The sequence below is a fragment of the Alkalihalobacillus sp. FSL W8-0930 genome (genome assembly GCA_037965595.1).
In the GTDB taxonomy this organism is placed as follows: domain Bacteria; phylum Bacillota; class Bacilli; order Bacillales; family Bacillaceae_D; genus Alkalicoccobacillus.
The window spans coordinates 2582570-2602344 of sequence record CP150183.1 but is presented as its reverse complement, the minus strand read 5'-3'; the positions used below and the strand labels follow the sequence as shown (position 1 = coordinate 2602344).

Annotated in this window: 22 protein-coding genes and 1 riboswitch; of the genes, 20 read left to right on the top strand and 2 right to left on the bottom strand. The window is 41.3% G+C overall.

The genetic code is table 11. From position 1 onward, the window contains the following. The first annotated feature begins 9 nt into the window (after window positions 1-9). The 17 genes from NSQ54_13895 (at window position 10) to NSQ54_13815 (ending at window position 15879) form a co-directional block, all read left to right on the top strand. Window positions 10-1050, top strand: coding sequence for a type IV pilus twitching motility protein PilT (locus NSQ54_13895; protein WYP25404.1), 1041 nt, complete (start codon window positions 10-12; stop codon window positions 1048-1050). Further along, on the top strand, window positions 1050-2258 hold the full coding sequence (locus tag NSQ54_13890) for a type II secretion system F family protein (protein WYP25403.1): 1209 nt from the start codon (window positions 1050-1052) through the stop codon (window positions 2256-2258). Before NSQ54_13895 ends, NSQ54_13890 begins: the two co-directional genes overlap by 1 nt. A gap of 74 nt (window positions 2259-2332) precedes the next feature. Next, a riboswitch (cyclic di-GMP riboswitch) is annotated at window positions 2333-2416 on the top strand. Window positions 2417-2482: 66 nt separating this feature from the next. Next, entirely contained in the window at window positions 2483-2923 is a 441-nt protein-coding gene (locus NSQ54_13885) for a prepilin-type N-terminal cleavage/methylation domain-containing protein (GenBank protein WYP25402.1), read from the top strand. Between the two features lie 204 nt (window positions 2924-3127). After that, on the top strand, window positions 3128-3895 hold the full coding sequence (locus tag NSQ54_13880) for an A24 family peptidase (GenBank protein WYP25401.1): 768 nt from the start codon (window positions 3128-3130) through the stop codon (window positions 3893-3895). A gap of 31 nt (window positions 3896-3926) precedes the next feature. Beyond that, a complete protein-coding gene (gene pilM, locus NSQ54_13875) occupies window positions 3927-4898 on the top strand; it encodes a pilus assembly protein PilM (GenBank protein WYP25400.1) in 972 nt (323 codons plus the stop codon). After that, the gene (locus NSQ54_13870) at window positions 4898-5521 is read left to right on the top strand and encodes a hypothetical protein (GenBank protein ID WYP25399.1); all 624 of its coding nucleotides are present in this window, start codon (window positions 4898-4900) and stop codon (window positions 5519-5521) included. The genes pilM and NSQ54_13870 overlap by 1 nt, the downstream gene beginning before the upstream one ends. After that, a complete protein-coding gene (locus NSQ54_13865; GenBank protein WYP25398.1) occupies window positions 5518-6309 on the top strand; it encodes a hypothetical protein in 792 nt (263 codons plus the stop codon). The genes NSQ54_13870 and NSQ54_13865 overlap by 4 nt, the downstream gene beginning before the upstream one ends. Window positions 6310-6412: 103 nt before the next feature. Beyond that, window positions 6413-7450, top strand: coding sequence for a hypothetical protein (locus NSQ54_13860; GenBank protein ID WYP25397.1), 1038 nt, complete (start codon window positions 6413-6415; stop codon window positions 7448-7450). A gap of 73 nt (window positions 7451-7523) precedes the next feature. Then, the gene (locus tag NSQ54_13855) at window positions 7524-9479 is read left to right on the top strand and encodes a S9 family peptidase (GenBank protein WYP25396.1); all 1956 of its coding nucleotides are present in this window, start codon (window positions 7524-7526) and stop codon (window positions 9477-9479) included. A 142-nt stretch (window positions 9480-9621) separates the two neighbouring features. After that, on the top strand, window positions 9622-10194 hold the full coding sequence (locus NSQ54_13850; protein WYP25395.1) for a Maf family protein: 573 nt from the start codon (window positions 9622-9624) through the stop codon (window positions 10192-10194). 62 nt (window positions 10195-10256) lie between these two features. After that, complete coding sequence (radC, locus tag NSQ54_13845; GenBank protein ID WYP25394.1) at window positions 10257-10940, top strand: DNA repair protein RadC; 684 nt, start codon at window positions 10257-10259, stop codon at window positions 10938-10940. Window positions 10941-11095: 155 nt separating this feature from the next. Next, window positions 11096-12136, top strand: coding sequence for a rod shape-determining protein (locus NSQ54_13840; protein WYP25393.1), 1041 nt, complete (start codon window positions 11096-11098; stop codon window positions 12134-12136). Between the two features lie 13 nt (window positions 12137-12149). After that, the gene (gene mreC, locus NSQ54_13835) at window positions 12150-13028 is read left to right on the top strand and encodes a rod shape-determining protein MreC (protein ID WYP25392.1); all 879 of its coding nucleotides are present in this window, start codon (window positions 12150-12152) and stop codon (window positions 13026-13028) included. A gap of 2 nt (window positions 13029-13030) precedes the next feature. After that, on the top strand, window positions 13031-13555 hold the full coding sequence (gene mreD, locus NSQ54_13830) for a rod shape-determining protein MreD (protein ID WYP25391.1): 525 nt from the start codon (window positions 13031-13033) through the stop codon (window positions 13553-13555). 129 nt (window positions 13556-13684) lie between these two features. Next, the gene (minC, locus tag NSQ54_13825; protein ID WYP25390.1) at window positions 13685-14374 is read left to right on the top strand and encodes a septum site-determining protein MinC; all 690 of its coding nucleotides are present in this window, start codon (window positions 13685-13687) and stop codon (window positions 14372-14374) included. Between the two features lie 28 nt (window positions 14375-14402). Further along, window positions 14403-15197 (top strand): septum site-determining protein MinD, encoded by a 795-nt coding sequence (minD, locus tag NSQ54_13820; protein WYP25389.1) that lies wholly within the window; start codon window positions 14403-14405, stop codon window positions 15195-15197. 163 nt (window positions 15198-15360) lie between these two features. Next, on the top strand, window positions 15361-15879 hold the full coding sequence (locus NSQ54_13815) for a type 1 glutamine amidotransferase domain-containing protein (protein WYP25388.1): 519 nt from the start codon (window positions 15361-15363) through the stop codon (window positions 15877-15879). A gap of 50 nt (window positions 15880-15929) precedes the next feature. Here the strand turns inward: NSQ54_13815 and NSQ54_13810 are convergent, their stop codons facing one another. Beyond that, window positions 15930-16379 carry a cyclic pyranopterin monophosphate synthase MoaC gene (locus NSQ54_13810; protein WYP25387.1) on the bottom strand — a complete coding sequence of 150 codons (450 nt, stop codon included), beginning with the start codon at window positions 16377-16379 and terminating at the stop codon, window positions 15930-15932. Window positions 16380-16478: 99 nt separating this feature from the next. Here NSQ54_13810 and NSQ54_13805 point away from each other — a divergent pair, with 99 nt between their 5' ends. Continuing rightward, on the top strand, window positions 16479-16973 hold the full coding sequence (locus NSQ54_13805; protein WYP25386.1) for a MogA/MoaB family molybdenum cofactor biosynthesis protein: 495 nt from the start codon (window positions 16479-16481) through the stop codon (window positions 16971-16973). Window positions 16974-17045: 72 nt separating this feature from the next. On the opposite strand, the gene NSQ54_13800 is transcribed toward NSQ54_13805, so the two are convergent. Beyond that, the gene (locus tag NSQ54_13800; protein WYP25385.1) at window positions 17046-17963 is read right to left on the bottom strand and encodes an aldo/keto reductase; all 918 of its coding nucleotides are present in this window, start codon (window positions 17961-17963) and stop codon (window positions 17046-17048) included. 151 nt (window positions 17964-18114) lie between these two features. On the opposite strand from NSQ54_13800, the gene NSQ54_13795 reads away from it, so the two are divergent. Beyond that, the gene (locus NSQ54_13795; protein ID WYP25384.1) at window positions 18115-18891 is read left to right on the top strand and encodes a M23 family metallopeptidase; all 777 of its coding nucleotides are present in this window, start codon (window positions 18115-18117) and stop codon (window positions 18889-18891) included. Next, window positions 18884-19765, top strand: coding sequence for a M50 family metallopeptidase (locus NSQ54_13790; GenBank protein ID WYP25383.1), 882 nt, complete (start codon window positions 18884-18886; stop codon window positions 19763-19765). Before NSQ54_13795 ends, NSQ54_13790 begins: the two co-directional genes overlap by 8 nt. Window positions 19766-19775: the final 10 nt, after the last annotated feature.

Below are 19775 nucleotides of genomic sequence, written 5' to 3'. Positions count from 1 at the left end.
GGTAACAAGATGAAAGAAAAACTGGAAACGTTACTTTCAACTGCTTTTACAAAAGGTGCTTCGGATATCCATGTAACTGTTGGTACAGCACCTATTTTTCGGATAAATGGCGAGCTGGCCTCATATGGGGAAGACAAGCTGACCCCAGATGATACTAGACAAATGGCAGAAGCAATTATTCCTCAGGACCTAATGAATGAATTTGAAAAAAAGGGAGAGCTAGATTTCTCCTTTGGGATTCCTAGAGTATCCAGGTTCCGCATTAACGCCTACTTTCAACGCTCGTGTATTGGAATGGCCATACGGGTTATTCCAACTACAATACCTAAGCTGGATGAACTTAATATGCCGCCGATTTTAAAAGATATTGTGCAGCAGCCTCAAGGATTAGTTCTAGTGACGGGGCCAACTGGAAGTGGGAAATCAACCACTCTTGCGGCAATGATCGATCAAGTGAATCGCACTGAAGCAAAGCATATCATTACACTTGAGGATCCAATTGAATATCTGCACCGCCATCAGAAGTCTGTTGTCAATCAACGCGAGGTTGGGTTCGATACGAAAAACTTTGCGAATGGCTTAAAAGGTTGTTTGAGGCAAGATCCTGACATTATTTTAGTAGGAGAAATGCGTGACCTTGAAACCATCTCTACAGCTATTACTGCTGCGGAGACGGGACATTTAGTTCTTGGTACATTGCACACTACGGATGCTCCGTCTACCATTGACCGGATCATCGATGTGTTTCCACCCGGGCAGCAGGCTCAGGTTCGCATTCAACTGGCTTCGGTGTTACACGCGGTCATTTCGCAACGTCTTTTCCGCACAGCAGACCATAAAAGTCGTCGAGCAGCTACCGAAATTTTAATTAATAATTCAGCAGTGAAAAACTTAATTCGAAATGAAAAGATACACCAAATCCAAAATGTCATTCAAACAAGTAGAGCTGAAGGAATGATGACGATGGATACATCGATGGCGGAGCTTGTAAAACAAGAAGTACTAAGTCCAGAGGTTCTATCAATTTACTCAAAGGGGAATGTAAGTTAATGGCGACTTTTTCATATACAGGAAGAGACCCTTTTGGAAAGCCGGTTAAAGGTAAAACACAAGCAATTGACGAGGCTGCAGCCATAGAGCTATTAAAAGAAAAACGAATTTCAGTTACGGCCATTAACGAATTACAGCAGGGCTTGTATCAAGACATCCAAATTCTAAAGCCTAAGGTGAAACCAAAGGACTTCGTATTGTTCCTTAGGCAATTTTCTACCTTGCTTAAAGCGGGTGTGCCTGTGATTGAAGCAATTCATGTTTTAAAAAAACAAACATCAAGTAAACATCTACGGTCGGCTTTAACGTTCATTGAGGAAGATGTAAGGGCAGGGAAATCATTATCCGCAGCCTCTTCCAAACAAATTGACCTTTTTCCTCCCTTATTTGTGAACATGTTGAAGGCAGGCGAAGCAGGTGGACAATTAGATGAAATCCTAGAACGATTGGCAATTTATTATGAGAAACAACACCGTCTAAAACAAAAAGTGTTAGCTACTTTAACATACCCGATCTTTGTTGGAATTGTAGCAATTGCTATCATTATTTTCTTACTTGTTTTTGTTGTACCAACCTTTGCTGGTATGTTTGCAGGTTTTGGAGAGGAATTACCTGCCATAACTAAATTTGTAATAGTAGCCGGTGACTATGCACTTATTTTTTGGTGGACTATACCTTTACTAGTAGTCTCCATTGTTCTTGGTTGGAGGGCTGGGCGTAAGAATCCGCAATCTCGTATCTTACTTGATACCGTTTTATTACGTTTGCCGATATTCGGTGGATTGTTGCAAAAGTCAGAACTCGCACGTGTCACTCAAACTCTCGGCGCCTTGTTTCAAAGCTCTGTGCCTGTGCTTCAAGCCTTAACCATTGTTGAAAAAGTAGCAGAGAATCAGGTTATTGCCCACGTAATAAAGGATGCTAGAAAGTCATTACAGGCAGGAAATACTCTCTCATCTCCACTAGAAGCACATTGGGCCTTTCCGCCTCTTGTGACACAAATGATTAGCGTAGGCGAAAAATCCGGATCCCTAGATGCCATGCTTGAAAAAGCAGCTGAATTCTATGAAGCCGAGGTAGAAGCAGCAACCGATCAGATTAAAGCTTTGATAGAACCAACAATGATCATCCTATTGGCAGGGATAGTAGGGACGATTGTTCTAGCTATTATGGTTCCTATGTTTAAAATATTTACAAGTATAGGGTAAAAAAGTACTAGACAAACAGATTCACATAAGATAATCTATAGTTAATAAGTCAACAAGAAACTTCATCACGTAAATACAACTCGGAAAGCGTTGAAAATCTATCTGTATTTGGGCACTTGGATAGATTGGAGCTAGTAGTGCAACCGGCCGGCAATGTCATATTTGGCATGCGAGGTCGGTTTTTTGTTGTTTATCAAAAAACAAAAAATGGAGGAGTAACAATTATGAGAGCATTACTAAAAAAGCATTTAAAAAACCAAAAAGGGCTTACACTTATTGAGCTTCTTGCAGTAGTTGTGATCTTAGGAATTATTTCAGCAATCGCGATTCCAAGTATCGGAGGAATTATTGCAAACACACAGAAAGATGCACATATCGCTAATGCCGAACAGATGGTGAATGCTGTAAAAACAGCGAAAGCTACACAAGTCGGTGATGGTAGTACATATACACTAGATCAATTAGTTAAAGAAGGATTAATTGAAGACCCTGTAATGCCAGGTAATAAGAACAAAATTTATGATAAGAATTTATCTAAAGTTACATTCACAGGAAGCGAATACAATGTGGTTCTTAGAGAAGTAAATGGAAACAAAGACATTTTGAGGAAAGATCTTAAGGATTTACGTGGAGAAAACAGAAGAGACGGCGTTAATTTACCATAAGGAATTATTATAAAAGAAAGACTAATGATTCTAATCATTAGTCTTTCTTTTATTCACCAATCTTTGAGACCAAATAAGTAAGTATTAAATAAGTCATCTAATATATATTAAATAACCCAATTGAACTTCCAATTAAAAACAGATATCCTTATAGGTATATAGTTTCATGAAAATCAGACTAATTCTACTAATAGAGGTGAATGCATGATAGAAGGCATCATTGTGGCGTATTTGGCACTTGTTGGCTTAGTATTTGGTTCTTTTTATAATGTGGTTGGGCTCCGTGTGCCAGTTGGTGAGTCGGTGGTCACACCTCGCTCTCATTGCACGAAGTGTGATCGGACACTTGAAGCGCGAGAGCTCATTCCGGTGTTATCCTTCTTACTTCAACGTGGGTCTTGCCGGACATGTGATACCAAAATCTCGTTTCTATATCCGTCAACTGAACTTATGACTGGCTTTTTGTTTGCTTTTTCCTTCTATTGGTTTGGTTGGACAACAGAAACGATTGTGGCTTTACTGTTTGTTTCAATGCTTGCGATTATTTTTGTGAGTGATATGCGTTATATGTTAATTCCAGACAAGATCCTGCTCTTTTTTGCGGTTCCTCTTGTTGTGGTTCGTCTCTTTTTTGCACCGCTTTCCACGTGGTGGGATCCGTTGGCGGGTGCCGCAATTGGATTCTCGCTACTTCTATTAATAGCGGTTGTTAGTCGAGGAGGTATGGGTGGGGGCGATATTAAATTGTTTGCTGTTCTTGGGCTGGTCCTTGGCTGGAAGCTTGTTTTACTTACTTTGTTTTTGGCTTCCTCCTACGGGGCAATTGTAGGTCTGATCGCCAAACGAATGAATAAGGTAGAGCGTGGCCAACCTATTCCGTTTGGGCCTTTTATAGCTGCAGGTGCTTTAACTGCTTATTTCTTTGGAGCAGACCTTATTCAATGGTATACCGAACAATTCATGATGTGGTAATTCAATATAAACAGATATAGGAGAATCGGGTATGGGGATATTTAGTGGTAGAAAACAACAGAGACATGCACTTGTGTTTAAAGACCATGTGATTCGGTATGTAGGAAGTAAACGAGCCGATCTAAAAGCTATTCAAATTTTCGGTGAAGTATATCTTCCTCCAGGTCTCATTCACCGTGGCAAAATTGTTGATAAAGAAGGCATCAAGCGCGTTCTTGAAGCGCAGCAGGGTGAATGGGAATGTAAAAAAAATAATCTCGTCCAATTGTGTGTTCCTGATAGTCAGCTTCTTATCCGTCGCCATGAAGTAGCGGCAACCGTACCCGATGAGGAAATTAAAGGGCAGCTGTACATAGATGCTGGTGATACGCTAGTTCTGCCTTTTGAAGATCCACTATTTGATTATCAAAAGCTGCGTGAGAATGAGGAGACAAAGGAACTGCTCTTATATGTCTCAAAAGAAAATGTCATGAATGAATATGTTGAGTTAATGGAGCAAATGGGATGGCAGCCTAATGCTGCTGATTTAACATCAGCCTGTAGCTACCGACTTTTTACAGAACAAGGACTGCTTACAGAACATCCTCTTACGATTTCGGTTCAATTTGATGTGTCGCTTGTTAATATTACAATCTTAGCTAATGGCAAGCCGCTTTTTTCGCGTACATGGCCTCTTTCCTACGATGAGGAACGCTGGGAGATACGCAACAACGAGCTACGCTGGAAGCTAGATGCAGATGCTCTTAAGGAAGAAATTCAGACGGTTTTAGAAGAGGTTGAAAAAGTCATTAGTTTCTATCAATACTCTGTGTTAAAAGGGGAAATGGCCATTGAGAGAATGGTGGTCAGTGGAGATATGATCGCAATGAATGTGATTATTGAGGAATGCACGCTGTTTTTTCAATCAATGAAGGTGATCTCTCAGCTTGAATTTACTGACACCTATGTACCAGCAAGATATTACGACGCCCTTGGCTTAATGCTGAGAAAAGAGGTACGCTAATGCGACAACCTCAAGAAATCAACCTTTTACCAGAGCGGTATAAACGAGATGTAACGCCTCTTGTGATAGGGATTGCGACAATCGTTCTTATTCTTATCGCTGTATTTGCTTTTCTTTTTTACTATAGTAATCTCGAACGTGAACGAACAGTTGCGGTGAATGAGGAGGCGGAGCTTCAGCTGCAAAAAGTAGAGCTTGAAGCTGCGGCCGGAACATTTACAGCAGACCAGACACCGGAGCAACAGCTGCAAGAAGCTATTTTACAGCTTGAAAGCTATCGTGTGGAGACCTCTGCTTTTACAGAGGAACTCATTCAACTTCTGCCAGAGCGTGGTTTTTTTATTCGTTATTTTTACCAACGAGACGGACTACTAGAATTGTCGGTCAGCTTTGATCAAATGCAGGAAGCCGCACAATACTATCATGAACTATCTCAAAGTCCATATGTTGATGCCGTTCGAATGGGTGAGATCGGTACAGAGGCAGTTGCAGAACAAAATGTGGATGAGGAAGAAGAGGCTAGTAGCGACGAACCTCGCATCCTACCTCGTTATGAGGCGACCTACGAGTTAGCCTTGAACTTACAAGAAGTAAACGGGGACGAGGAGGTTGAGCAACCGTGAGGATTCATATGACAAAAAGAAGATGGGTCATCCTTTCGTTGATCTTTGGACTCGTTTTTATTGGGTGCATCTTAAGCTATTGGCAGTTTATAAAGCCTGCACAAACAAGTCTACAGCAAGCTGAGAATGATGTAGCTGTGGCTCTTGTAGAGCTTGAGGCGGCTCAAAATCAAGAACAGGTATTAACAGATGATGCTCCTATTTTACCTAGTGCGGTCTTACAGCAGAAGCTACCAGTTGTCCCGCTTGAAGACGATGTCATCCTTGCACTCTCTCAAGCAGAAGCGATTGCTAATGTACAAATTGAGCAGGTGAATTATCAAGGAAATCAGAGCTTTCCACAGTCCAATCGAGTGATTACCTTTAATGAGGTAGAGGAGACTTCAGAAGAAGAAATGACGATTGAGCTTGAGCCTGGAGAAGAAGAGATTGAGGCAACGGAGCCTGTTATTGACCCTGATCTCATGGTTGATTGGACCATTCCAAATGTAGAACCGATTCAAGCTCTGGTTCAAGTGCGTACAACGGAATACGCAGGCATTGCAAAATTTGTTCAAGAATTAGAGCACTATTCACGAATCTTGTCAGTAGACTCAATTTCCTATGATAGCTTTAAGGAAATGCAGGATGCAGGTGTGGAAGAAGAGGTTGAGCCGGAGAGCTTTGATTTTTATGTGATGGTATCATCCTTCTATTATCCGAGCTTAGCAGAGACGCTTGAACCATCAGCACCGTATCGAACCTATCCAGATCGTTCTGAGAAAACCAATCCACTTTATCCGAGGTAATAGATAAAAAGAAGCTTCCAGCTGGAACGCTTCTTTTTTTTGTTCTATCAATCTACCTTCTATCATATCTATCAAGTAAAGAAGGCAGAAGGAGGCAGCTGTGATGGAAGAGAAGAAGCGGTCCATTTCCTTTCAGTTTTCAAAAGATGGGACAGGGACAGATTTAAGGGACAAGCATAAACCTCAAGAAAAAAAGAAAAAGCCTGAAACAGAATGGGTGTTTCCAGAACCAGATCATGTAGTGGAGAAAAATCCGCCTGTACCCCCTTCTAAAGAAGAGAACCGAGAGATTTTTCTATGGGATGAAACGAAGAAAAGCGATTCTACAAAAAAGAAACCGACTATAAAAAAACAAAGTTTCACGTCATTCTATCAAAAGGGAAAGGCTCTCCCCTGGGCACTCGTCGCAGCAGTCGCTTCAGCTATTTTAATCGGAATAAGCCTAGGGTTTGTTACGCTCACTGTGACAAATGGAGGGGTTACGCAGGATCCAAGTGGCGAAGCAGTAGACGTTTCAACCACACCTGCCCCGCCCGTTGACCCTCAAGCCTCCGAACCATCTGAAACAGAGTTTTATGTGATTCAAGGTGGTGCGTTCTCAACAAGTGAGGCAAGTAAGCAGGTATCAGAAACATTTAAAAAAGATGGATTCCCGGTAACAATTGAATCTGGGGGAGACGCAGAGCTTTTATACATTGCAACAGCTGGTACAAAAGAAGAAGCGATTCAATTAGTTGAGTTGTATAAAGAAGCAGGTCATGATGCGTTTGTGAAGAAATACGAATTTCCTGCACTAACGGGTGAGCAGACCGAAGTTGGAAAATGGTTTAATCAGGCGGGAGTTAATATAGCTGAAGTTGCGGAAGCATCTGCAAAGAATTTAAGTGAAACTACTTATGGAGACGCGGAAATGACAGCATTAACACAGCAATTAACACAACTTGAAAATCAACGCGATGCGATGATGGAATCGGCAACGGAAGAGGTTAAGGCTTCTGCGCAAACCGTAATGGCAAAGCTTGCTGAATCAAGTCAGCTTCTCCAAGGTGAAACGGAAGATGTCTGGAAGGCGCAACAGCTTATTTTAGATATTATGCCAATCTACAAAAAAAGTATGGAAGATTTAAACGAAAATGAGTAACTGATTTTTGTCGAAAGAGTGAGAACCTGTTATTCTAGTAGTGTGAACATTTTGAGAAAAAGGACGTGTCGGAATGAGTAAACGAGTCATCACACCTGAAGATCTTCTTCAATTGCGCAGTGTGACGTCACCTGCGCTTTCTTCTAATGGTGAGCAATTGGTCTTTGTAGAAACGACCTTACATAATGAGAAAAACACATATGCAGCAGAGTTAATGAAAACAACTCTCACAGGTTCCGAAGCACCTGTACAATTGACGCAGGGGGGACATGTTAATCGGTTACCACAATGGTCACCAAAAGAAGAGGTTCTCGCGTTCATCTCTAACCGTACAGGAACACCACAGGTATTTATGTTAAGTGGATGGGGCGAACCGAAGCAGCTGACTGATGAGAAAAAGGGAGTAACTGATTTTAAATGGTCTCCTGATGGAACACAGATTGCCTATAAGAGTAGTCAGCTTCCGGAAGAAGAAAAAGAAGACGATGAGCTTGAACCGTTAGTTGTTAATAAAATGAAATATAAATCAGATGCAAGCGGATTTTGGAAAGGCGAATACACGCATGTGTTTACGGTTGACATTCAATCAAACAAGCATACCCAGCTAACAAGTGGCGAGATCTCTTACACTCTCCTTGACTGGATGAGTGATAGCCAGCAAGTGTTGGTTACGTCTGTGAATCAAAAGGATACAGACTTTGTATTCACAAATGATTTACTAATCATTTCTGTTGAAACAAAGGAAATGGTTCAATTAACAGATCAAACACATGTAATTAGTGATGCGAGTGTTTCTCCTGATGGAGCGTATATTGCGATGCGCGCTCATGAACGAGAGTATGAGAATGCAACTCATTTTGAAATCTACTTGTTAGAGCTTGCAACCACTACATGGACCAAGCTAACAACGGATTGGGATGTTCAACTAGGACCAGTTGTAGCTGCAGACTTTCTGCAAAACACAGTGGATCCTGGCCTTGTCTGGAGCCAAGATAGTCAGTCCATCTCGTTAATCGTTTCTTCTAATGGGAATGTCGATGTGTATCAAGTGAGTACAGATGGTACTAGAGAGGCGCTTCTAACAGGAGACCAGCACGTGTACGGGTTCGCTGTTCATCCTGATGGTCAGACGATGGTAGCGGGAATTAGTTCATCTGATCATCCTGGAGACTTGTACCTGACACAGGTGAAATCGAATGAGGTCACAAGGCTCACGACAAGTAATGATTCTGTCCTTGATGAACTCGAAGTGGTGCCAGCTGAAGAAATCCGATTTACGCATGAAGAAGGTCATGAGCTACAAGGGTGGCTAATGAAACCAGCAGGCTTTAGTGAAGGGGAGTCCTACCCGTTAATTGTTGAGATTCACGGTGGCCCTCATGCTATGTATGCAAATAGCTATATGCATGAATTTCAAACGTTAACAGCGCGTGGGTTTGCTGTGTTGTATCTCAATCCACGAGGAAGCTTAGGTTACGGTCAAGAATTTGTAAATGCGGTTCGCGGCGATTATGGCGGTGGTGATTATCGCGATATTATGGCAGCAGTTGATCATACCCTTAAACAGAATCCTTGGATCGATGAAACGCGCCTTGGCGTTACAGGCGGAAGCTACGGCGGCTTTATGACAAACTGGATTGTCGGCCATACAAATCGGTTTAAGGCGGCTGTCACTCAGCGTTCGATCTGTAACTGGACGAGCTTTTATGGTGTGAGTGACATCGGCTACTACTTTACAGAATGGCAAATCCAAGCAGACTTAAATGAGACAGATAAGCTTTGGAAGCACTCTCCACTTGCTTATGTCAACCAAATTGAAACACCATTACTCATTTTACACGGTGAAAAAGATTACCGTTGTCCGATTGAGCAAGCTGAGCAGCTCTACATCGCTCTTAAGCGTCGCGAGAAAACAACTACGTTTATTCGTTTCCCAGAGGCCAATCACGAGCTTTCACGAAGCGGAAAACCAAGCTTGCGCTTAAGAAGACTAGAAGCTATTGGTCAGTGGTTCGATCAGTATCTATAAGAAGAAAAGGGGAGTCCATCGGGCTCTCTTTTTCTTGTTTTGTCTTATTTTTCTGAATATAGATTGTTCCTTTAATAAGAGTTTGGTATTCTAATAAGAAGCCTGTACAATAAAGGAAAAAGAATGTAGAGGTGTTCCCTTCATGAAACCACTTATTTTAGCCTCAAGCTCCCCAAGACGTAAAGAATTACTTCAGCAAATTGGTTTTCAATTTAGTATCCGAACAAGTGAAACAGATGAACGACTTGAGCCAGACTGGACGCCTCAAGATGCGGTCTTGCATCTCTCAAAAAAGAAAGCAGAAGCTGTATTTTCATTGCATCCAAATGCAGTCGTTATTGGAGCGGATACCATCGTTGTGATTGATGATGTCATTCTTGGAAAGCCCTCAAATCGCCAATCAGCGAAACGCATGCTTACTCAGTTATCAGGAACAAATCATCAAGTATTAACAGGCGTCACCATTATCTCCGACACAAATAATACTTCTTTTTTTACTCAAACGGATGTCTATATGTATGATCTAACGGACCAAGAGATTGAACAATACATTAATTCTGGAGAACCCTTTGACAAAGCGGGTTCATACGGAATTCAAGGGCTAGGAGCAACATTAATAAAAGAAATTAAAGGTGATTATTACTCCGTTATGGGACTACCCATTGCCGAAACAGCAAGAAGACTTCAACCCTTCTCCATTTACCCAAAGCTTTAGAGAAAGTGAAATCAACACATGTTTCCCCTCAAATTCGTGCATGTTAGAAAGGAGAACGTTAATTGACACTCCTCATTCGAGATGTCCCCGTAACAGAAAGACCTCGTGAACGTTTGCTCCAACTAGGAGCTAGTGTATTAACGAATCAAGAAATCATCGCCATTTTGCTGCGCACAGGCTCTAAAAAGGATTCTGTTATCGATCTTGCAGGAAAGGTCCTGTCAAACTTTGATGGGCTCGATTTATTAAAGGAGGCGACCATTGAAGAGCTTTGTTCTATTGATGGGATCGGTTTAGCTAAGGCAGTTGAACTGAGTGCAGCGATGGAGCTCGGTAGACGTATCCATACTTTGCAAACGAAGGATCGGTATGTTATCCGCTCGCCAGAAGATGTCTCTTCTCTTGTGATGGAGGATATGCGTTTTTTAAAGCAGGAGCATTTTGTCTGCTTGTATTTAAATACAAAAAACCAGGTCATTTTTCGCCATACGGTTTTCATAGGCAGCTTAAACGCAAGTATTGTTCATCCGAGAGAGGTATTTAAAGAGGCGCTTAGGCGTTCTTCGGCCTCCATAATCTGTCTGCATAATCATCCAAGTGGGGATCCGAGCCCTAGTCGGGAAGACATCGACGTAACAAAACGGCTCTACGAGGCGGGGCGCGTTTTAGGGATTGAACTACTCGACCACATTATTATAGGAGATCGCACATTTATCAGTTTAAAGGAGCAAGGCCATGTAGGATAAGGGCCGATTGTGTAAAGAGTACAGTAAAAAAGTGGGTTGATCCGAGTATAAAGGCTTATATTCTTTCTTGGGGCAAGATTAGGCTATTTTTTTCCTTTGTTATTCGATATAATAAAGGTTATGATTTCGGATCTGTCATGAAGGGAGATACATAGATGTTTGGTGGGTTTTCAAGAGATATTGGAATTGACTTAGGAACAGCGAATACGCTTGTATATACAAAAGGAAAAGGGATCGTTTTGCGAGAGCCGTCGGTTGTTGCATTACGTACAGATACAAATTCGATTGAAGCTGTCGGAAATGACGCAAAAAATATGATCGGTCGTACACCGGGAAATATTGTTGCGATTCGTCCGATGAAGGATGGCGTTATTGCCGACTTTGATACAACAGCGACAATGCTTAAATATTTTATTCGCCAAGCACAGAAAAATCGTTCTGTGTTTACTCGTAAGCCATCGGTTATGGTTTGTGTACCAAGTGGAATTACTGCCGTTGAAAAACGTGCGGTAGAGGACGCTACAAAACAAGCTGGGGCGAAGGAAGCTTATACATTAGAAGAGCCGTTTGCAGCTGCAATCGGTGCAGACCTGCCTGTATGGGAACCAACAGGAAGTATGGTTGTTGATATCGGTGGGGGAACAACGGAGGTAGCGATTATTTCTCTTGGAGGAATTGTTACTAGCCAGTCCATCCGTGTAGCCGGTGATGAAATGGACGATGCCATTATTCAATACGTTAAAAAAACGTACAGTCTTATGATTGGAGAGCGTACAGCGGAGACATTAAAGCTAGAAATCGGTTCTGCAAGTTCTCCTGAAGAAGTGAGTGAAATGGACATTCGTGGACGTGACCTTGTGTCAGGTCTACCAAAAACAATTACGGTGACAGGCGAAGAAATTTCAAAAGCCTTAGCTGATACGGTGTCAACGATTGTTGAATCTGTAAAGAATACATTAGAACAATCACCACCAGAGCTTGCGGCAGACATTATGGACCGCGGCATTGTTATGACCGGTGGTGGAGCATTGCTTCGTAATTTAGATCGCGTGTTAAGTGATGAAACGAATATGCCAGTGATCGTTGCAGAGGATCCACTTGATTGTGTGGCGATCGGAACAGGACGCGCGCTAGAGAATTTACATTTGTTTCGTTCAAAAGCGGGTATAACGTCTCGTTCTGATCGGAAATCGTAAGTGGGTGATCTAAGTGCCATCGTTTTTTTCAAATAAGAAATTAATTATTTTACTTGTAAGTTTAATTATACTTGTTGCGTTAATTGGTTATTCAACAAGTGGAAGAGAAAATCCAACGGGTCCGGAGCAGCTTGTTCGGGACTCGGTTGGATGGGTTCAAAACTTATTTTCCACACCAGCTCATGCCATTGGCGGATTTATTGAGAATGTTCGTGATATTAAAGATATCTACGAAGAAAATCAATTACTCAAATCAAGGTTAGATGAGTATGCACAAATCTCAGTTGAGCGAAATCAGTTAGCGAATGAAAATGAAACCTTACAGGACATGCTTGATTTGCAGGATACGTTAAATGATTATGTGAAACGACCAGCAACGGTTATTCACCGTAACCCAGATCGCTGGACACAGTATGTGGGGATTAACTTGGGTGCAGATCATAATATTGCTGCTGATATGGCTGTTGTTGATTCAAACGGAGGACTTGTTGGAAAGGTGAAACAAACATCTAAGTTCACATCCTATGTCCAGCTTTTATCAGATAACGATCCTTCTAACCAAGTATCTGCGCAAATTATGGACGGAGAAGACATTCCTGGTTATGGTTTTATTGAAGGGTATGATGAAGATCGTAACCTATTAATCTTACGTAAAATTGATGTTGAAGCAGATATCGAACCAGAACAAATTGTTACAACATCAGGCCTTGGGGATGTGTATCCCGCTGGATTGATTCTTGGTGAAATAGAAGAAGTAGAACTTGATGAGTACGGACTTTCTCAAACAGCTTATGTGAAACCAGAAGCCGACTTTTCTGCGTTTAGTTACTTGTATGTTGTAGAACGTGGAACGGAAGCTATGGATCCTTCTCTACTAGAAGAGGAGGAATAAGTGTGAGCCGTTACTACCCTGCAGCCTTATTATTGTTCTTACTTGTCATTGAAGGAACCATCGTACCAAATGCGGTTGCTAATTTCCTGCAGATGGATGCCGTTATGGTTCCTCGCTTCTTAATTGTCGTTATCGTGTTTATTGGTATTTTTATTGGCCGTAAAGAAAGCCTGATTCTTGGTTTAATTTTTGGGTGTATCTATGATATTGTGTACACAGAATTTCTAGGAATTTATGCTTTTGGACTTGGCTTCATTGGCTACCTCTTTGCATTTTCTACAAAAAGAATTCAAGACAGCATGATCGTTCCAATTGTATTATCGTGTGTGGCGATTCTCTTTTTTGAATACTATCAATATGGCATTATCCAAATGCTTGGCGTAGCAGAATGGTCAGCGGGACAATTTGCGAAGGATCGCTTACTGCCTACGGTTCTATTTAATTTAGCTTTTGCCATTGTAGCTATCTTTCCTGTTCGCAAGCTTTGCCTGCATGTGAATCACCAAGCAGACCTTCGTCAACGTTAATTCATATTCTTGAAAAAGAGGACTATTCATGGACGATGGCGAATGTAGTGAGGGATTCGAGCACGATTCGATTAAAATAGTCAAAATTTGAACATCGTTTGCAACGAGAGTGTCTGAGGTGAATAGAAGGTGACGCAAAAAAAACAATTCGTAACGATAAAAGGAACAAAGGATGGACTTGTCTTTCTACTCGACGAGCATTGTTCTTACGATCGTTTACTTGAAGAATTGAAGGAAAAGCTTCATTCGAATTATTACCAGCAAAAAGAAGGTCCTGGTGTTAGTGTACGTGTAGATGTTGGTCGCAGGTTTTTATCCGACGAATCAGAAGCGGAACTTAGAAGTGTGATTACAGAAGACCGTGGCTTAACCATTGAAGCCATTGAATCGACCGTCATATCGATTGAAGAGGCAGAAAAACGACAACAAGAGAGTCAGTTTTTAACTCTCACGCGTATAGTTCGTTCGGGACAAGTGTTAAAGGTACGTGGAGATGTACTGCTAATTGGCGATATTAATCCAGGCGGAACACTGATGGCAACTGGAAGTATTCATGTTCTTGGTGCATTAAAAGGAATTGCGCATGCAGGATATGAAGGCAACCGTCAAGCGGTGATTACCGCATCGTTAATGGCGCCTGTTCAATTACGGATAGCTTCTGAAATCTACAGCTTTGCTGACATTGACCATGAAGATACATTTATGGAAAGCGCGTTTTTAAAGGATGCAACCTCAGAGTTTGTACTTGAACGTGTACAGAGACTCGCGCATATTCGACCAGAGCTTACGTCTAATACAAGTCAACTGATCGAGGAGTAAAGGGATCTATAGAGAAAGGGGAATACATGTGGGAGAAGCGATTGTTATCACAAGCGGAAAAGGCGGAGTAGGAAAAACAACCACATCCGCAAACGTTGGTACCGCATTGGCCTTGCAAAATAAAAAAGTCTGTCTGGTGGATACAGATATCGGCTTGCGTAATCTCGATGTTGTAATGGGCCTTGAGAATCGTATTATATATGATTTAGTTGATGTGGTGGAAGGACGTTGCCGCTTAAAGCAAGCGTTAATAAAAGATAAACGGTTTGAGTGCTTGTTTTTATTACCTGCCGCTCAAACAAAAGATAAAACATCTGTTGATCCAACGCAAATGCAAACGATTATTGAAGAGTTGAAACAGGAATACGATTATGTGATTATTGATTGCCCAGCAGGTATTGAACAAGGCTTTAAGAATGCCATTTCTGGTGCGGATCGTGCAATCGTTGTAACAACACCTGAGCGCTCTGCTGTACGTGACGCGGACCGAATCATCGGGTTGCTTGAGAAAGAGGATATTGAGGCGCCTAGACTCGTTGTTAACCGCATCCGTGGTCACATGATGCAAAATGGAGAAATGATGGACGTTGATGAAATTGCAGCCATTCTTGCGATCGAGTTGATCGGGATTGTTGTTGATGACGACGAAGTCATTAAATACTCAAACAAAGGCGAGCCGATTGCACTACATAATGGAAGTAAGGCATCCATTGCTTATCGCAACATTGCTAGACGCATTCTAGGTGAGAATGTACCTCTTCAATCGTTAGATGAGCAAAAAGGCATGCTAGCAAAAATAAAGAATTTCTTTAGAGTTCGATAATCTGTTTAATTGGAGGTCAATCCTGCTATAACTGCAGGGTTGCCTTTTTTAATTTGTTTGAAAATATCAGTTAATTAAGAAAATTTACTGCGAGTCATTCTTACGTTTAGCTCTATGTGCACCGGGTACACTTCTAGTAACAACACAAATAGGAGTGATAGAGATGGGTAAAAACATAGCAGTTCTTATTACAGATTATTTTGAAGATGTGGAGTATACTGATCCGGTAAAAGCTTATAAAGAAGCTGGACATACTATCACAACAATTGAGAATGAAAGTGGTAAGACAGTTACAGGGAAACAGGGAGATGAAAAGGTAACGATTGATAAAGCAATTACTGAAGTGAGTCCACAAGACTTTGATGCGCTTCTTCTACCAGGAGGCTTCTCACCTGATATTTTGCGTGCGGATGAACGCTTTGTTGCATTTACAAAAGAGTTTGCTGATGCAGGTAAGCCGATCTTTGCAATTTGTCATGGTCCACAGTTATTAGTGAATGCGGACGTACTTAAAGGACGTACCGTAACAGGCTTTACATCAATTTTAAAAGACCTTGAAAATGCAGGAGCAACGGTGAAGGATGAAGAAGTGGTTGTATGTGGTGGCAATCTAGTGACGAGTCGTACACCAGATGACATTCCAGCCTTCAATCGTGAATCATTAAATATATTAGGTGCTTAAATCGCACATAAATAGCCAGCAGTTATGACTGCTGGCTGTTTTGTATGAGTTTATTTAGAATCATCACTTTTACGAGATAAGTAGGTAGGTCCAATGACCATCCCTTTATCAAACTCCTTACAAACATCAAAGATGGTAAGGGCTGCAGTAGAAACAGCAATCATTGCAAGAGTATCAAGTGAGGTTGATGTTTTCGCTTGAACAAAGGATTGAATCGACAATGTGTGATTGTCCCACGTAAATTCAATTCGAAGAGTATCAGTCGATTGTGTGTGACAATAAGGAATGAACTGTCCCGCATTTTTGGCAGCTAATGTACCAGCTACCCTAGCAGAGTGACAAAGCTCTTCCTCTTGAATTTTCCCTTCTTGGATAAGCGAGTAAATTCGTTTACTACATTCAATCGTTGTATTCGCTATAGCTGTTCGTTCGCTGGCTGATGAGAAGGAACGGGCTAGTGATAAGAAATTTGGTTTGGACGATCGCTTTTGCCTGTTCATTCATTCTCCTCCATTTCAGCTTGCTTCAGGACAAACTATACACTGTGTAATCATAATAGAAAACTAGACATACTGTCAATTAAAGGAGGCTACTTCGTCATGATTCAATCGAAACATGTAGTTAGATGTATGATTTTGACTGTTTCTTCAACAAGAACCTATGAAACCGATTTAAATGGGAAAGAGATGAGAGCTCAGTTAGAACAGACAGGGCACACTGTAACGGAGTATCAGATTTGTAAAGATGATTATAGTAGTATTCAGAGATGGCTGAAAGTGGCGGCTGCAAGAGCAGATGTGGATGTTGTTATAATTAGTGGAGGCACTGGAATAGCGATAGAGGATACAACATACGAAGCTGTAAGAGATAGTTTAGATAAGGAAATGCCAGGTTTTGGGGAAATCTTTCGGTATATTAGCTTTAGCGAAGAGATTGGAACAGCGGCAATCACAAGCCGAGCCATTGCAGGTGTAAGGGACGGGAAGGCGATCTTCTCCTTACCAGGCACAACGGCGGCCGTTAAACTAGGGATGGAAAAGATCATCGTACCTGAGCTGAAAAATGTGGTTCGAGAGATTGCTGAAGGACAATGAAAAATGAGATTGAATGATATAAACGAAAAACGGCAAATGATTCTGAGACGAATCATTTGCCGTTTGTATGTTTTAACGATGCTGCTCATACAAGTCAGCTTTTGTTACGGACTTAAGCCAGGTAATTTCTTCTACCGTCAGCCCAGCTGTTTGAACGGCTTGAATTTGATCACGTACTTGTTCCTGGCTGCTTGCTCCTCCAATCACAGACGCAACAGGGGTGTGTGCCAGGTTATAATGGAAGGCCACATCTATAAGTGAACGGTCACTTCCAAAACGTACCTTAAGCTCTTGCTGCAGCGTTTCAAGCTCACTAGTAGAGTACGTTAAGTATCCCTTTTCTGAGACTGATTTGTTTTCATGTAATGGACGATTACTTAAGATCCCTTTGGCAATGGAACCTCTTGTAACCACACTCACTTGATGCTTAGACAGTAGATCGAACCACTCTTCAGATCGACGATCAAGTAAGCTGTACTGCATCATGATACTCACAATGGAAGACTTTTTAAGATATTCACGAATAACATTCGGACGAATCGATGAAATGCCGTACTCACGGATAACGCCTTCTTGTTTTAATTCCTCAAACGCCTCAATGGTCTCATCAATAGGGTCATCAATTGTGCCACCATGGAGTTGATACAAATCAATGTAATCCGTTTGTAATCGACGTAAGCTATCCTTTACCGCTTGCTGGATATGCTTTTTGGAAGGATCCCATTCCCAGCCTTCTTTTCCTTTTTCAAATCGATTGCCACCTTTTGTAGCTAAAATGATGTCTTTTCGACGAGATTTAATGGCTTGTCCAATGATTTCTTCATTTTCACCCTGATCATATAAATCTGCGGTATCGATATAATTTACGCCTTGATCAATGGCCTCATCAACAATGGATGTGGCTTTCCTTACATCGGTTCCTAGAGACATTCCTCCAAGACCTAATTCACTTATCTTCAAATCAGAAGAACCGAGCTGTCTTTTATTCATAAATTTCACTCCTTTTTTAGTGTCATCATCCTTCTCTTCCCGATCTCCTTCTGAATCAACCGTCTTCATCTATAGCGAATGGACATACTCCTGCATCCGCAGTCATAAAGTAAAGTACAAGCATATTTGCTGGGATAAGGAGCGTGGCATGGTGTCAAAAGAGCTACAGCACATTCGTAAACGTATGGAAGCAAAACGTAAAGCAAATCGGAACAATCAAAAGGGAGCAACCTCTTTTACAAGAATACGACCAACCGAAACAAAAGTAAAAGAAAGCTTTCCAGTTAAAACAGAGAATGAACAACCATCACCAAAGTCATTCTTTACATCAGGTACCTTTGTTTTACGCACATTTTTTTGTACCTTAGTTTTTGTTAGTTTACTCATTATCTATCAGAATGAACAAGCGAGCTTAAGTCCAATTAAAAAAGCGGTTAGTCACACATTTGAGCAAGAATTTCAGTTTGCGGCCATTAGCAACTGGTATGAATCAAATTTTGGACGCCCTATTACGCTATTACCCTCTACTGAACAAGAACCAACTCAAGTGAAAGAACCTCCGGTAAAAGTCACGCCTTATGCAGTACCTGCATCTGGAACCGTTCGTGAAAACTTTGATCAAAATGGACGAGGAGTCATGATTGAAACGGGAGAGGGTATTGACGTTCATGCTGCAACAGGAGGCTATGTTACGGATGTCACTGATAAAGAAGACACTGGTAAAACGGTTATTCTTCAACATTATGATGGAACCGAATCAACCTACGGCATGTTAAATGAAATTACAGTTAATATTTATGATCACATCCAAGCAGGGAGTCAGTTAGGTACAGTGTCAAACAGTGAAGGAGACAAAGGGATTTATTATTTCGCGCTAAAGAAAGGCGAAGAATATATTAACCCAAACGAAGTGATTTCGTTTGATTAAGGTTTGGAATCTTCTATCGATTGTTCGAATTAATCCTTTTTTTTGGATTGTCCTTGCGATCGGGCTTCTTACGGGCTATTTTCGAGAAGCGATTTTACTTTTTTTAATCGTCTTTATTCACGAACTTGGACATGCGGCAGCGGCCCTTCATTTTAAATGGAAGCTACGTAAGATTGAACTCCTCCCATTTGGAGGGGTTGCTGAGGTAGAAGAGAGTGGTAACAAACCAATTAAAGAGGAATTGATCGTTATCTTATCAGGCCCCATTCAACATCTGTGGATGATTGGCCTTTCCTTTTTACTCGTTCAAACAAGTAGCTGGTCCTCTTATTGGCATGAATTATTTGTATGGCACAATTTGGTCATTCTCTGCTTTAATCTTCTACCGATACTTCCCTTGGATGGCGGGAAGCTAGTCCAGCTCTGGTTTATGGAGCGTTGGTCTTACAAAAAGGCGCATCTAGCTTCTATTATAAGCTCGGTGTCAGTTTTGTTCCTTGTTGCGTTATGTACATTAATTCTTCCATTTCACTTAAATATGATTCTTGTCCTACTGTTTCTAGTCATTAACAACTATCTTGAGTGGAGGCAGCGGCATTATCGCTTTATGCGATTTTTAACGGAAAGAAACCATCTGCCTAATAAAGAAGATAAACCACTTGTTTTATTCGTTCCATCAGAAATTCCAGTTCGTGAAGCTGTACGATTACTAAGAAGAGGCTACCGCCATGAATTTCGATTTGAGAATGATAAGCAACAAGTGTCAGAGTCACTCGTTTTACAAGCGTTATTTGACCGTAAGCTGACAGAACCATTAACCGCAATCTCGAAAACTCCTCCACGTATAAATTCCATTCAAGTTAAGGTACAATAGGTCTAGATAG